Source organism: Sinorhizobium alkalisoli (assembly GCF_008932245.1).
GTDB classification, from domain to species: domain Bacteria; phylum Pseudomonadota; class Alphaproteobacteria; order Rhizobiales; family Rhizobiaceae; genus Sinorhizobium; species Sinorhizobium alkalisoli.
This window is the reverse complement of the sequence record NZ_CP034909.1, coordinates 1,378,059-1,392,190: the sequence shown is the minus strand read 5'-3', so window position 1 is coordinate 1,392,190 and position 14,132 is coordinate 1,378,059. Positions and strand designations below refer to the sequence as shown.

General features: G+C 62.2%; 15 protein-coding genes and 1 tRNA gene. 7 read left to right on the top strand and 9 right to left on the bottom strand.

Annotation, left to right across the window (positions count from 1 at the left end; genetic code table 11):
• Positions 1-98: 98 nt before the first annotated feature.
• Entirely contained in the window at positions 99-1,217 is a 1,119-nt protein-coding gene (ald, locus tag EKH55_RS06885; protein WP_069457062.1) for an alanine dehydrogenase, read from the bottom strand.
• 157 nt (positions 1,218-1,374) lie between these two features.
• Between ald and EKH55_RS06880 the strand changes: the two genes are divergently transcribed.
• Positions 1,375-1,836, top strand: coding sequence for an Lrp/AsnC family transcriptional regulator (locus tag EKH55_RS06880; protein ID WP_151611207.1), 462 nt, complete (start codon positions 1,375-1,377; stop codon positions 1,834-1,836).
• An 18-nt stretch (positions 1,837-1,854) separates the two neighbouring features.
• Here EKH55_RS06880 and EKH55_RS06875 read toward each other — a convergent pair whose 3' ends face one another.
• The gene (locus EKH55_RS06875) at positions 1,855-3,102 is read right to left on the bottom strand and encodes a GGDEF domain-containing protein (protein WP_192803752.1); all 1,248 of its coding nucleotides are present in this window, start codon (positions 3,100-3,102) and stop codon (positions 1,855-1,857) included.
• A 228-nt stretch (positions 3,103-3,330) separates the two neighbouring features.
• Between EKH55_RS06875 and EKH55_RS06870 the strand changes: the two genes are divergently transcribed.
• On the top strand, positions 3,331-5,313 hold the full coding sequence (locus EKH55_RS06870) for a bifunctional 2',3'-cyclic-nucleotide 2'-phosphodiesterase/3'-nucleotidase (protein ID WP_069457065.1): 1,983 nt from the start codon (positions 3,331-3,333) through the stop codon (positions 5,311-5,313).
• A gap of 94 nt (positions 5,314-5,407) precedes the next feature.
• Here the strand turns inward: EKH55_RS06870 and EKH55_RS06865 are convergent, their stop codons facing one another.
• The gene (locus tag EKH55_RS06865; RefSeq protein WP_069457066.1) at positions 5,408-5,728 is read right to left on the bottom strand and encodes an HlyU family transcriptional regulator; all 321 of its coding nucleotides are present in this window, start codon (positions 5,726-5,728) and stop codon (positions 5,408-5,410) included.
• Positions 5,729-5,795: 67 nt separating this feature from the next.
• A complete protein-coding gene (gene ilvA / locus EKH55_RS06860) occupies positions 5,796-7,043 on the bottom strand; it encodes a threonine ammonia-lyase (RefSeq protein WP_069457067.1) in 1,248 nt (415 codons plus the stop codon).
• Between the two features lie 173 nt (positions 7,044-7,216).
• Here ilvA and EKH55_RS06855 point away from each other — a divergent pair, with 173 nt between their 5' ends.
• Positions 7,217-7,798 (top strand): hypothetical protein, encoded by a 582-nt coding sequence (locus tag EKH55_RS06855; RefSeq protein ID WP_151611206.1) that lies wholly within the window; start codon positions 7,217-7,219, stop codon positions 7,796-7,798.
• Positions 7,799-7,829: 31 nt separating this feature from the next.
• Here EKH55_RS06855 and EKH55_RS06850 read toward each other — a convergent pair.
• Both EKH55_RS06850 and EKH55_RS06845 read right to left on the bottom strand, forming a co-directional pair.
• Positions 7,830-7,915: transfer RNA gene (locus EKH55_RS06850), tRNA-Leu, on the bottom strand.
• 178 nt (positions 7,916-8,093) lie between these two features.
• Entirely contained in the window at positions 8,094-8,381 is a 288-nt protein-coding gene (locus EKH55_RS06845) for a hypothetical protein (RefSeq protein WP_069457069.1), read from the bottom strand.
• Between the two features lie 647 nt (positions 8,382-9,028).
• Between EKH55_RS06845 and EKH55_RS29335 the strand changes: the two genes are divergently transcribed.
• Positions 9,029-9,205, top strand: coding sequence for a hypothetical protein (locus EKH55_RS29335; protein ID WP_165614687.1), 177 nt, complete (start codon positions 9,029-9,031; stop codon positions 9,203-9,205).
• A gap of 84 nt (positions 9,206-9,289) precedes the next feature.
• Here the strand turns inward: EKH55_RS29335 and EKH55_RS06835 are convergent, their stop codons facing one another.
• Positions 9,290-9,514 (bottom strand): hypothetical protein, encoded by a 225-nt coding sequence (locus tag EKH55_RS06835; RefSeq protein ID WP_069457071.1) that lies wholly within the window; start codon positions 9,512-9,514, stop codon positions 9,290-9,292.
• A gap of 86 nt (positions 9,515-9,600) precedes the next feature.
• Positions 9,601-9,843, bottom strand: coding sequence for a DUF2188 domain-containing protein (locus tag EKH55_RS06830; RefSeq protein WP_034857390.1), 243 nt, complete (start codon positions 9,841-9,843; stop codon positions 9,601-9,603).
• Positions 9,844-10,286: 443 nt separating this feature from the next.
• On the opposite strand from EKH55_RS06830, the gene EKH55_RS06825 reads away from it, so the two are divergent.
• Together EKH55_RS06825 and gpt are read left to right on the top strand one after the other, a co-directional pair.
• Positions 10,287-11,039 carry a competence/damage-inducible protein A gene (locus tag EKH55_RS06825; RefSeq protein WP_069457123.1) on the top strand — a complete coding sequence of 251 codons (753 nt, stop codon included), beginning with the start codon at positions 10,287-10,289 and terminating at the stop codon, positions 11,037-11,039.
• Between the two features lie 294 nt (positions 11,040-11,333).
• Positions 11,334-11,831 (top strand): xanthine phosphoribosyltransferase, encoded by a 498-nt coding sequence (gpt, locus tag EKH55_RS06820; RefSeq protein ID WP_069457072.1) that lies wholly within the window; start codon positions 11,334-11,336, stop codon positions 11,829-11,831.
• A 29-nt stretch (positions 11,832-11,860) separates the two neighbouring features.
• Here gpt and EKH55_RS06815 read toward each other — a convergent pair whose 3' ends face one another.
• Positions 11,861-13,372 carry an NAD(P)H-hydrate dehydratase gene (locus EKH55_RS06815; RefSeq protein ID WP_151611205.1) on the bottom strand — a complete coding sequence of 504 codons (1,512 nt, stop codon included), beginning with the start codon at positions 13,370-13,372 and terminating at the stop codon, positions 11,861-11,863.
• Between the two features lie 346 nt (positions 13,373-13,718).
• On the opposite strand from EKH55_RS06815, the gene EKH55_RS06810 reads away from it, so the two are divergent.
• Entirely contained in the window at positions 13,719-14,057 is a 339-nt protein-coding gene (locus tag EKH55_RS06810) for a P-II family nitrogen regulator (protein ID WP_003528058.1), read from the top strand.
• The last annotated feature ends 75 nt before the right edge of the window (positions 14,058-14,132 follow it).

Below are 14,132 nucleotides of genomic sequence, written 5' to 3'. Positions count from 1 at the left end.
AGAAACACGACAGGGCTGTGCGTCTTTTGAGGTGCACAGCCCTTTGCCAGTTTCACGGCACTGCTGTTACAGGCAGACAGACAGGCCGTCGAACCCCGTCAGGCGACGTTGAGCACCGCTTCAGGCGCGAAGGCATCATATCCGAGAGCCTCTGCGACGGCGGCGTTCGTCACGCGGCCCCGATGCACGTTGAGACCCGCCCGCAGGTGCCGATCTTCAGCGATTGCCTTCAGGCCGCGATCGGCGAGCTGAAGCCCGTAGTGCAGCGTCGCGTTGTTGAGCGCCTGGGCCGAGGTGATCGGCACGGCACCCGGCATGTTGGCAACGCAATAGTGCACGATCCCGTCGACCTCATAGGTCGGCTCGGAATGGGTGGTCGCATGCGAGGTCTCGAAGCAGCCGCCTTGGTCGATCGCCACATCGACGACAACGGCACCCTTCTTCATGCCCGAGAGCATTTCGCGCGTGACGAGCTTGGGCGCGGCGGCACCCGGAATGAGCACGGCGCCGACCACGAGGTCGGCGGAGAACACCTCCTCCTCCAGCGCATCGATGGTCGAATAACGCGTGTGGATGCGGCCGTTGAAAATATCGTCGAGCTGACGCAGGCGCGGGATCGACCGGTCGAGGATCGAAACATCGGCGCCGAGGCCGACCGCCATCTTCGCCGCGTGCAGGCCGACAACGCCGCCGCCGATGATCGTGACCTTGGCCGGGAGCACGCCGGGCACGCCGCCGAGCAGGACGCCGCGGCCGCCATTCGCCTTTTGCAGGGAGGTGGCACCGGCCTGGATGGAAAGCCTGCCGGCCACCTCCGACATCGGCGCAAGCAGCGGCAGGCCGCCGCGCTCGTCCGTGACCGTCTCGTAAGCGATTGCGGTGACGCCCGAATTCAGAAGTCCCCGTGTCTGTTCGGGATCGGGCGCCAGGTGCAGATAGGTGTAGAGGATTTGACCCTCGCGCAACTGCGCCCATTCGGACGGCTGCGGCTCCTTGACCTTGACGACCATGTCCGACTTCTCGAACACGTCCTTGGCCATCGGTACGATCCGCGCGCCGGCCGCGCGGTAGGCGTCGTCGTCCGCCCCGATCCCTGCCCCGGCCTTGGTCTCCACGATGACCTCGTGACCATGGGCGATATATTCCCTCACCGACCCGGGCGTCAGGCCGACGCGATATTCATGATTCTTGATTTCCTTCGGGCAACCGACACGCATCCTTGCGTTCCTCTCCTATCTGTTGGCCTTCGCCGCATGGGCTGGGAAACCCAGCAAAACAGATGACGCCCCGAATGTCCTTGCAAAGAGGGGGCTGGCCGCGCATGAGATTCGTGTATTATTGCGCGATGAGCGCCATTTCTGAACGAAAGCACGAATGAGTGACCTCGACGCCATTGATCGTTCGATCCTGCGTGTGCTGCAGCAGAACGGACGGATATCAAATGCGGACCTCGCCGCAAGGATCGGCCTCTCGCCATCCGCCTGTTCGCGGCGGGTGGATCTGCTCGAGAAGTCCGGCACTATCGCCGGCTACCATGCCCGCATCGCCCACAAGGCGCTCGACTACAAGATCATGGTCATCGTGCATATTTCGCTGTCGGGGCAATTCGCCAAGACGCTCGCCGAATTCGAGGCGGCGGTGAAACTCTGCCCCAATGTGCTGGTGTGCTATCTGATGTCCGGAGAATACGACTACATCCTGCGTGTGGCGGCAAAGGACCTCGAGGATTACGAACGGATCCACCGCGACTGGCTGTCGGCGCTGCCGCATGTCGTGAAGATCAATTCGAGCTTTTCGCTTCGCGAGATCATCGATCGCCCGAATGTCGGGATCTAGCGCACGCCGTAGCGGCGGTCAGCGGCCGACGACGTGGTTGCGGCCGGCGCTTTTGGCCGCATAGAGGCGAACATCCGCCTCCGACAGCAGTTCGCGAATCCCGGTGCCATCCGCAAGCGTCGCCGAAACGCCGATGCTGATCGTGACCGGCTGTCCGTCGGATGTCGCCACCCTCTTTGGGACCGCCAGCCTTATGTCCTCGGCCCGCGCGTGCGCATCCGCATAGGCAAGGCCGGGGCAAAGCACGATAAATTCCTCGCCGCCGTAGCGGAACAGGCGATCCACCGGCCGCAGTTGATCCCTCACCGTCTCGACGAGCTTCTTCAGCACCCGATCGCCTTCCATGTGGCCCAGGGTGTCGTTGACGCTCTTGAAGCGATCGACGTCGATGAGAAGCAGGCTGACCGGCTTATCCTTCGCCGCCGCCTCGCGCATCACCTGCTGGCCTTCGCTCTCGAAGCGTCCGCGATCGAGCGCCCCGGTCAGCGTATCATGACCGGCGCGGGACAAGAGATCCTCGTAGCGTTCGCGGAAGGTCAGATCGTTGAAGACATCGGCCAAGGGGCGGTCGGAAATCGCCAGGAACGCATGGCGCGAAGCAGTGAGATAGAAGCCGATCGCCAGGGCATAGAAGGGTGCCGCCAGCATCTTCGCCATCCAGCCGCCCCAGAAGACGTCGAAGGGCGCGCCGTTGATGAAATGAAGTGCCGTATAAAAGCCTATCTGATCCAAAGTCAGCACCGCCGCGCCGCTGATCAGGAACCGGATGGTCACGAATCGGCGGAACCAGCGGCCGAGCCTCTCGTAAAGCAGAATGATGATGATTGCGTCGAAATAGAGAAGCGTCGTGCCCCAGACCATCAGCCATCCCATTTCGTCTATGAAGGCGATGTCGGCCACGCGATTCTGCACGATCGCCACGGTGTCGTGCTGCCTGAGCAGCAGGCTCAAAGCGACGGTCAGGAAGTTGCCCGCAAGCAGACCGTAGATCGGCTGGCGCACCGTCGCGGCGTCCTCCTTCACATAAAGCAGGAGGATCATCATCAGCTTGCCGGAAAAGAACACGGCGGAGCCGGGGGAAATAACGCCGAACGGCAGTTGGACGTAGAAGACCGCGGCGAGATAGGTCTCGATGAAATGCATCACGCCGAGCGCCGCCACGAAGACGCCAAGCCCCAGACGGGTCCGCAGATGCAGAAGCCCGATCATGGCCGCGGCATAGACCAGCGCCTCACCGAGAAAGAGCATCAGATTGGCGTTGGGCATGCGCGCACGTGACTTCCGATTTCAACCGAATGGCTAGTAAAGGTAAAATTTGAAAAAAGCCTTACCTACCGGTTCTCAGAAGTCGGCGACCCACAGGATTTTGCTTCTTGGTACTATGGCCGCAAATCGTCATAGTCACGCGGTGAAGTTGCAGTAACATCACGGCCAGCGGGAGGGTCGCCTGTGAGCAGCGAGTCCGCCCGCATTCCAGAATACGGAGATCCGCCCATGCCATCGACCACCGCTTTGCATCCCATATCGCGCCGCGCCCTGCTTGGCGGCCTCGCCGCTACGTCCGCACTTGCCGTGCTGCACCCCTTCTCTACCCGCGCGGCCGCGAATCAGGCGCATCTGCGGATCATGGAGACGACGGATCTTCACGTGCATGTCTTCCCCTACGATTATTATGCCGACAAGCCGAACGACACGATGGGGCTTGCGCGCACGGCCTCGATCATGGACGCGATCCGCGCCGAGGCGACGAACTCGATCCTCGTCGACAATGGCGATTTCCTGCAGGGAAATCCGATGGGCGATTATATCGCCTATCAGCGCGGGATGAAGGAAGGCGACATGCATCCGATCATCGCCGCCATGAATGTGCTCGGCTACGATTGCGGCACGCTCGGCAATCACGAATTCAACTACGGGCTCGACTTCCTGTTCAACGTAGCGAACGGCGCGAACTTCCCGCTCGTCTGCGCCAACCTGACGAAGGGCACGCTTGCCGCGAACCCGCGCGAGGATGCGCTCTTCCTCAAGCCTTATGTCATTCTCGATCGCAAGGTCAGGGACGGCACCGGCCAGGAACACCCGATCCGCATCGGCCTGATCGGTTTTGTGCCACCGCAGATCATGACCTGGGATGCCAAGAACCTGGAGGGCAAGGCGAATGCCCGTGACATCGTCAAAGCGGCGGAAGCCTGGGTGCCGCAGATGCGGGAGGAAGGCGCCGACATCGTGATCGCGCTTTCTCACTCCGGCATCGGACAGCAAGCCTATGCCGAAAACCTGGAGAATGCGTCGATCCCCCTGGCGGCGATCGACGGCATCGATGCCATCGTCACGGGCCACAGCCATCTCGATTTCCCGGGACCGAAGTTCGACGGCATTGCCGGGGTGGACAATGCCAAGGGGCTGATTTCCGGAAAGCCGGGCGTGATGGGCGGCTTCTGGGGCTCGCATCTCGGCCTTATCGACCTTCTCCTCGAGCGCGACGGCGGCCAATGGCGGGTTGTGAGTTCGATGAGCGAGGCCCGGCCGATCTTCAGGCGTGAAGAGAAGAAGGTGATCGCGGAGGTCGGCGACAAGCCGGAGGTGCTGGCTGCTGCCGAGAAGGACCATGAGGCGACGCTCGCCTATGTCCGCACGCCCGTCGGCAAGACTTCGGCACCGCTCTATTCCTACTTCGCTCTCGTCGCCGACGATCCTTCCGTGCAGATCGTCAGCCAGGCCCAGACCTGGTATATCCGCGAGATGCTGAAGGACACCGACTACCGGGACCTGCCCGTTCTTTCGGCGGCGGCACCGTTCAAGGCCGGCGGACGCGGCGGCGCCGAGTATTATACGGACGTACCGGCCGGCGACATCGCCATCAAGAACGTCGCCGACCTGTATCTCTACCCGAACACGGTTCAGGCCGTCGTCGTCACCGGCGAGCAGGTCCGCAACTGGCTGGAAATGTCCGCCGGCATCTTCAACCGGATCGCGCCCGGATCGACGGATGCAAGCCTGATCAATGGCGATTTCCCGTCCTATAATTTCGACGTGATCGACGGCGTCACCTACGAAATCGACTTGTCGCAGCCGGCGAAGTTCGACAAGGACGGCAATCTCGTGAACCCGGAATCCGGCCGCATTCGCGACCTCAAATTCGACGGCAAGCCGATCGATCCCGCACAAAAATTTGTGGTGGCGACCAACAACTATCGCGCCGGCGGCGGCGGCAATTTTCCGGAAATCGCGGCCGACAAGGTCGTCTTCGTCGCGCCCGATACCAATCGTGATGTCATCGTGCGCTACATCATCGAGCAGGGAACGATCAATCCGTCGGCCGACGGCAATTGGGCATTTGCCCCTATGGTGAACACCAGCGTCGTCTTCGACAGCGGCCCCAGGGCACGGCAGTTCCTGTCCGACTTGAAGGCCATTACGGTTGAAGACGCCGGCGATGGACCGGAAGGCTTCGCCCGTTTCCGCATCCGGCTTTAAGCGTCATGGAGCGTGGCGCCGATCGAAATCGGCGCCACGCGTTCTGACCGTCTCTTTGGCAATTGGTGTGATTGGATCCGCCGCGCGGATCCCGTCAGACCGAGCGGGTCTGGGCGTCGTCGGCGAAAAGCGCCGCGCGCTGCTCGTCCACGATCTGCCGGCCCTTCCGGATAGCCGAATCGATGGCGTCCTGCTCGGACGAGAAGAGGTCCGCGCGGATGAAATTGCGCGTTTTCGTCGCGCCGTCGGGCATCGTCTTTTCGATGCTGCCGGCGAGCCGGAATTGCGCTCCCTCGCGAATCGGTGTCGCGCGGATCAGGCAATCCGCATAGTTCTCCGTCTTGCCTGCGGCCGGTTCGGCCTCAAGTTCGGAGCCGCGCGAAAGACCGAAAAGTTTCGAAAAAAACGATGCCATGCCCTATGGTTAGCCGCGACGACCGGCGCTGTCAAAGCAAACATGACGCGGCTCCGTGGCACTGCGATCAAATGATCAGATTGGAGAGAACCTCATTTTCGGTAATGTCCTGGTAGCGCAGCCCTGCCGCGTCGAAGCGCTGCTTCAGGATCGGGAAGTTCTCGGCGTGTTTCGTCTCGATGCCGATCAGTACGGAGCCGAAATTGCGCGCCGATTTCTTCAGATATTCGAAGCGGGCAATATCGTCCTCCTCGCCAAGCAGATTGAGGAAGTCGCGCAGCGCGCCCGGCCGCTGGGCCATGCGCAGGATGAAATATTTCTTGAGCCCGGCATGCCGCATCGCCCGCTCCTTCACGTCCGGCAGGCGTTCGAAATCGAAATTGCCCCCGGAGACGACTGCGACGACGGTCTTGCCTTCGAGCCGCTCGCGACCGAGCGCCTCCAATGCGGTGATGGCGAGCGCCCCCGCCGGTTCGAGGACGACGCCTTCGACGTTCAGCATCTCGGTGATCGTCAGGCAGATGGCGTTTTCGGGCAGCAGCATTACCTGGTCTGGCCGGAACCCGCCGAGCGCGGCAAAGTTGAGGTCGCCGATCCGCGCGACGGCCGCACCATCGACGAAATTGTCCACCTGGTCGAGCGTGATCACGCTGCCGGCCTCCAGGCTGCGCCTAAGGCTCGGCGCGCCCGCCGGCTCGCAAAAGACGAAGCGATCGGCCGAAAGGCTGCCGCCGAAATAGCCGGTGACGCCCGCGGCTAGCCCGCCGCCGCCGACGGGCAGCACGACGAGATCCGGGACAGTGCCGGCGGGGAGCTGATCGTCGATCTCCGCGGCGACCGTCGCCTGCCCTTCGATGATGTCGCGATGGTCGAAGGGCGGCACCATGATGCCGTCGATCGCCGCGACGTGGTCGCGCGCCGCCTGATAGCACTGGTCGAATATATCGCCGAAGAGCCGGATGGTTATGAATTCGCCGCCGAACATGCGGGTCTTGTCGATCTTCTGCTGCGGCGTCGTCACCGGCATGAATACGACGCCGGGCACGCCGAAGTGCCGGCAGACGAATGCGAAGCCCTGCGCGTGATTTCCCGCCGAAGCGCAGACGAAAGTCTTGCCGGCAGCACCGCCCGCAAGCGCCTTTCGAAAGAAGTTGAAGGCGCCGCGGATCTTGTAGGAGCGAACCGGCGACAGATCCTCACGCTTGAGAAACACCGACGCGCCGAAGCGGGCGCTCAGGTGATCGTTGAGTTGCAACGGCGTCGCCGGGAAGATTTCGCGCATGGCCGCCGTCGCCGATTCGACATCCTGTCTCATTTCGCATTACCCGTTCGATTGCCGATTGCCGTCGCTATCGCACATTGTTGTGTTCGAGACCATTGATTTTGGAAGGATGGCGGACCGCCGAGCTTCTCTAGCCCCATTGGCTTATCTTGACTTACGGCTGCAAATGCCGAAGCTTTTTTTCCAAGCGGGTCTGGGGAAACGCGATGCGAAGACACCTGCCCTTTCTTGCGGCGCTGGCGACCGCAGCCTCGATCGGCGCTAGCGCCGAAGCGGGACCGCTTTCCGACGCGGCAGCGCGGGCGGAGAACCAGGCGAACACCGGCGACACGGCGGCAGCGTGGGAGACGCTACGGCAGGCGGTCGGTGATTTCTCCCAGACCCTTCCCTTCGCGATCGGCAAGGCCGTGTTCGTAACCGCCGCGCCGGCCGGCTACGCGATGTACGAGCCGAAACAGGATGCGACATTCAAGACGGGCGAAAAACTCGTCTCCTATGTCGAGCCCCTGGGGCTCACCTGGAAGAAGTCCGGCGACGAGAAGGTCGAGACACGCTTCACGGTCGATCTCGACATACTGAACCCGGACGGCGACGTACTCGCCAGCCGCAAGGCGTTCGGCGACTTCACCTTCACCGGCTATATGCGAAACCAGGAAATCTACGCCACGCTGACCGTCGACATCAGCAGCGCGCCTGCCGGCGACTATGTACTGCGCTACCGCTTCAACGATATCAACAGCGGCGAAACCGCGACCGTCGACCAAAAATTCCAGATTGCTGCGCAGTAGCGAGTACGGGGAGTGCAGAAGGGAACGGTGCTGGTGCGGACGACGGGGGTCGAACCCGTACAGCCTAAGGCCGAGGGATTTTAAGTCCCTTGCGTCTACCAGTTTCGCCACGTCCGCCTGCGGCCTAGATCAAGCACTTGGGCGATTCAGTCAAGGAAATGTTTGCGGCCGATCCAGGATCGGCAGAGCCGCTTCCCAGAAGCGGGAACACAACCACGCCTCTCCGTCGCGCCGCGCCAGGCGCAACGCGCAATTCATGGCTCCAGGAGGCGTGGCTATCGCGGTCTTTCGGCGTCTATTGCGCCGGAGCCGGTTGCGTGCCCTCGCCGCCCGAGGGTGCCGGAGCCGCCTCGCCGCCCGAAGGTGCCGGTGCGGCCTCACCACCGCCGGCGGGCACTTCGACGTTGGGCGCATTCACATTGACGTCGGTGTCGCCACCACCGCCGCCGCCGTAGAACAGATCACCGCCGCCGAACAGGAAAAAGGCTCCGACCAGCACCAGAACCACCACTATGGCGGCAACGGCCCAACCGCCGCCGCCACTTCCGCCCGTATTGATTACGGTTGGATCTCTATCAGCCATTGACGTTCTCCTTCAATTGACGCCGCTGATTTAACCCACTTGCGGTGAATAGGTTCCAACAAGAAGAGTGAAGAAGAAAAGGACGTTCAGCGCCACCGATCGCCAGAAAGGCACTCCGAAAACGACAACAAAGGCGGCCGTAGCCTGCGACGAAACGCCGTATACCCGGGTTTATCGGGGCGTCTATTGCCTAGCTTCTTTACAGAGCGGATGTCATCGCTGCGCAGCACCATGATGGCGGGCAGTTGGGCGCCTAGTACCTCGCCGACGGGAAGTGCTCCCCGCTGCATCTTGATCCTGCGCAATAAATCCGCGCAAACCCCTGATTCGGCAGGGTCTCAATCAGTGCGTGTTTCTGGCATGGTGACGGTGCATCGAAATCGTCCTGCACCGGTGGCTGAGGGTAAGTCCGTGCATCCAATGCATGCGTCCAGCAACGTTCCCCTATTTCCAGACGACCTGGCTGCAATTCAGCGGGTATTCGATCGGCTATGCCGCGAGAACCGGTGGTCGCGCGCCAGCGCACCGGCGCAACATTACGGAAGAATGCTGATCGACAGCTATCAGGCGGGCACGCGCGACGAGGAGCTTCTTCTCCTCGCCGGCCGCTCATTTGTCAGCCGCGCTCGCGAGCAAAGGAGTCCTGCGTGACCGACAAAGTCCAAGTGGATCGCGACGATTTTGCCGACATGCGTCGCGCCATCGATGCAAGAAAGGACGCTTTCGCCAATGCCATCGAGGCGCGTCAGGCGGAGTTGCGCGCAAGAGACAGCTTCGCCCCGCGCACAGGCTGGTTCCGGATGATCATCCGCAAGCCGCGCTGAACGCCCGCGGGTTGCGATCCAGCCTGCCCATGTATCCAAGGGCCCGGCGAGCGCTTCAGCGATGCATTTCGGCCCCATTTATGATCATTCTCCGTGATAGAAGAAGCAGTCGCAATCGGCTTTTTCGGCGTCCTCGCCCCGCCACACTCGGACCGCGAGTTTCGATGAATCGCCCTTGTCTTCCAGCCGTAACCCGAGCAGCGAAACTGCTGCTGCCTTGGCATTCGGCGCATCGATCCCGATGAGTGATCCCACCTGATGCACACCCTGCCGAGGGGTCCAGGTGAAGATCTGAACATTGTAATGCATGGAAACCTCCGTCGCGTCGCCGCCAGGCAGATCGGCGGCAGATGTCCGGGCGAGCCTGTCCGCAAGCCCTTTCAGTGCATCAACCTTCAGCCGTCCTCGACGGTCGCCTCAGGGCGATCCCCCCCATCCGCATGCTCGAAGTGCCAGTTCCCCGCCTCGTCCTGGAAGCTAATTTCCTCGTCCTCCCCGCCGACCTGCTGCTCGGCAGCCGCGATCCTGGCAGCTGTTACCGCCATCTCGCGACTGGGAAAGGGTTCCGAATACGCATCACCCGCCTTGTACGCCCAGCCTCCGTCGTGTGGAACGATGGAATAAACGATCCGAGCCATTCTTCACTCCCGTGGTAATCCCGGCCCGCACAAAGGGCGCTGCAACTCCCGAAAATCAGGTCCGATTTTCGGGCCGATGCGCTAGCATGTGCACACGCCCCGCATGCTCCTCCTCGGCTGTGGTATTGCCAGGCGCGATCTTAGCATAAATTAGCTATTGTCGTGCCATTTTTGAACGCGCCCTCAGCCGTTCGATGCAGACGCTTATCCATAAGTTCGAGGACGTGAGGCAGGTCTCGCGCAAGCAGGTGTTCAATCCAAATCGACAATACACGGTCCCGGTGTCCGTCGATCTTCGCCTTGCGGCAAAGCGCTTGATTGTCAGGGCCGGCAGGAACTATGAGAATGCAACGCTGTTGTCAGAACGGGACAGTCGCCGGACCCTTCAGTATTCGCTACGCTGGAAAGGCCGCGTCGAGCGATCCCACCATGCCGGAGTATCCATGATCAGTGCCACGATCGTCACCGCCGCCATGCTCGCCATCGGCGACGAACTTCTCTCCGGCCGGACCAAGGACAAGAATATCGGCCATCTCGCCGATATGCTGACCCTGGTCGGCATCGATCTCCGCGAAGTCCGGATCGTCGCCGACGACGAGGCCGCGATCGTCGAGTCCGTCAATGCGCTACGCGGCCGTTACGACCATGTCTTCACCTCGGGCGGCATAGGTCCGACCCACGACGACATAACGGCCGATGCCATCGCAAAGGCGTTCGGCGTCGAATGCATCCACGAGCCCAGGGCGATGGAGTTGCTCGGCGCAATGTACAAGCGGCGCGGCATGGAGTTCACCGACTCCCGCAAGCGGATGGCGCGCATGCCCGTCGGGGCCGAGCACATCGTCAATCCCGTCTCCACGGCGCCGGGATTCCGGATCGGCAATGTCTATGTCATGGCCGGTGTTCCGCAGGTGTTCCAGGCGATGCTCGATACCCTACTGCCCACCCTGCATGCCGGCACTCCCATCCTGTCGCGCACGGTCCGCTCGCCCTTCGGCGAAGGAGATATCGGCGTTCCCCTGACCGAGGTTCAAAAGAAGCACCCGCAGACGAGCATCGGTTCCTATCCGAAATTCGACGGCAGGAGCTTTTCTACCGAGATCGTCATTCGAGCACGCGACCCTTCGTTTCTCGATGCCGCGGAAGCCGACGTGGCAGCCATGATCGATGCCATCTCGCGGACCCGCGCGCCCTGAGCAGATATCATACGGGTTTTCCCAACCTTATCCGGAATCCGCTCAAGCGCCGCGCATCTTGCGAACGCGCAAAAATCGCTGGAGCTCCTTGATCTGCGGATCGAGCCTTCCGGGACCGGTACGTCCGGCCGATGCTATGGCCATGGATCACCTGCATTCGGGCCTTATGCGGGGTCTTGCACTGCTGCCTGCATTGCCAGTATTGGATGCTCAAATCACTGTAGCGCCGATGCTCCCGACCCTGGGCTATCGCGTTTCACGAGTTCCTGCTTCCACGATTTCGGAGTCCGCCACATGTCCCTACCCGAAAAGGCCTTTCCCGTATCCTGGGACCAGTTCCACCGCGACGCGCGCGCGCTCGCCTGGCGGCTTGCCGATAACGGGCAGGACTGGCGCGCTATGGTCTGCATCACCCGCGGCGGCCTCGTTCCGGCGGCGATTATCTCCCGCGAGCTCAACATCCGCATGATCGAAACCGTCTGCATCGCCTCCTATCACGATTACGACAGCCAGGGGCAGATGAAGGTGCTCAAAGGCATTACGGCGGAAATCGCACGCGATGGCGGCGAAGGCGTGCTTATCGTCGACGACCTGACCGATACCGGAAAGACGGCGGCGGAAGTCCGGGCCATGCTGCCAAAGGCGCATTTCGCCGCCGTCTACGCCAAGCCAAAGGGACGCCCCTTGGTCGATACCTTCGTCACCGAGGTGAGCCAGGACACATGGATCTATTTCCCCTGGGACATGGGCTTTACCTATCAGGAGCCGATCGCCAAGGGCACGCGCGGCTGAACTCGCAGGGTTAACGCTGCGTCGCCCGCTTACAGCGCCACGCGTCCCATTGGACGCGTGGCGCTGTAGTCGAACGGCGGAATGTTCGCGACAAGCGTCTCGGCCGTGGCACCCTGCCCGGCCCGCATGCCCGCCTCGCCATGGCGCCAGACGGCGGCCGCGGCCGCTTCGAATGCCGGCATGCCTTGTGCGAGGTGCGCACCGATGATGCCGGTAAGCACGTCGCCGGATCCGGCCGTCGCAAGCCAGGGTGGCGCATTCGCGTTGACGACGGTGCGTCCGGATGGCGCCGCGACGACGGTGTCCGGTCCCTTGTACAGGATCACCGCATGACTGAGCTTCGCCGCGGCCTGCGCCTTCTCGATCTTGGAGAGTGCGGTGTCGGCGGCGATCTCCGGAAAAAGACGCGCAAACTCGCCCTCGTGCGGCGTCATCACCACCTGCCCGCCCTCCATCGCGATAGTGTTAAAAAGGTCCGTCCTCCTCTCCTTGAAGGACGTCACAGCGTCGGCATCGAGGACCAGCGCCCGTCCGCAGAGCATCAGTGCAAACGCCCTCGCCTTCTTGCCGACGCCGAAGCCGGGGCCCAACACGAATGCGCCCAAGCGCCTGTCCTTCAGCCATGCCGCAAGGTCGCCGGTCTTGCCCATTTCCTTGAGCATGACGGCGGTTAGGTGCGCGGCGTTGGCCGCGATCGCGTCCGGCGGCGAAACGAGCGTCACCAGCCCTGCACCGGCGTTGAGGCCGGCCATCGCCGACAGGCGCGCGGCGCCGGTGGAGATCTGCGGCCCTGAAAAGACGGCGAGATGGCCGCGCTTATATTTATGGGTTGCCGGGTCCAGACCGGACGCATGCTGCTGCCAGACCGCCGGCGTATTGATGCGGAGGTCGCCGGTACGCGCGCGCACCACCCGGTCGGGGATGCCGATATCGAAGACCTCGAGCGTGCCGCAGCGCGTGCGCCCCGGCAGGAGCAGATGGCCGGGTTTCGCGGCCATGAAGGTCACAGTATGCGCGGCAGTGAAACTCGCACCGCGTATCTCGCCGCTCCGTCCGTCGATCCCAGAGGGGAGATCGACGGCGATCACCGGTCGGCGGCTGTCCTCGACCCGCCTGATCGCCTCCTGAACTTCATCCGGCAGATCGCGGGCAAGTCCCGCGCCGAACAAGGCATCGATCACCACGTCTCCGGCCTGTGGCTCATAGGTCCCGATCGCCTGAATCTCGCCGGCATAGGCTGCGCGTGCCCGCGCCGCATCGCCCTTCAGTTTGCCGACGTCGCCAAGCGCGAAAACGGCGAGGCTGGCGCCACTCTCGGCGAGTGCCGCTGCCGCCACATAACCGTCGCCGCCATTGTTGCCGGGCCCGCAAAGAACCACAAAACGGGAGGCGGAGGGAAAGAGACGCAGGGCCGCCGCCGACACGGCCATTCCCGCCGAGCACATCAGCGAGAAGCTCTCGATGCCCGAGTGGACCGCGTCCTCGTCGATTGCCGCCATCTCGGCCGGCGTTACCAATAGATCCCGAAGTGCCTCGCCCATGGCTCGATCTAAGCGCGAGTGGAAGCACAAGACAAGAGCAACGGATCAACTGCCATTGTGCCTATTCATTGTGCATTTGCACACAATTATTGCTCAAACAACATGCACTGCGTCGAAATTGGCGGTGGCACCGAGCCATGAGAGCGCATCAGACGATCAAGTCTAATAAAAATTAGGCAGAACCCAGCGCCGGGAAAGCGAACCGCCGGAATGCAACCGCTTCTTTGCCCCGGGGAAATCCGCGATTGGCGCATCATTTCCCTATAAAATTGGCACGCTACATGCATATTGGAGGGCGAGCGGGCATGACCCGGCTTTAAAGGGAGAAGCGGAGAGAAATTTTCTCATGAAAAAGATCGAAGCGATCATAAAACCCTTCAAGCTCGACGAAGTGAAGGAAGCCCTTCAGGAAGTCGGCCTGCAGGGTATCACCGTCACGGAGGCAAAGGGCTTCGGACGGCAGAAGGGACACACGGAACTCTACCGCGGCGCCGAATACGTCGTCGACTTCCTGCCGAAGGTAAAGGTCGAGGTGGTGCTGGCGGACGAGAACGCGGAGGCGGTGATCGAAGCGATCCGCAACGCGGCGCAAACCGGACGCATCGGCGATGGGAAGATCTTCGTGTCCAACGTCGAAGAGGTCATTCGCATTCGTACGGGCGAAACCGGTCTCGACGCCATCTGATCACCTATTCTACAAGGGTCTGTCGACATTCGCGGCCCCATACCCTCGTTCGATCCTTGGGGCCGTCCGGCCCCG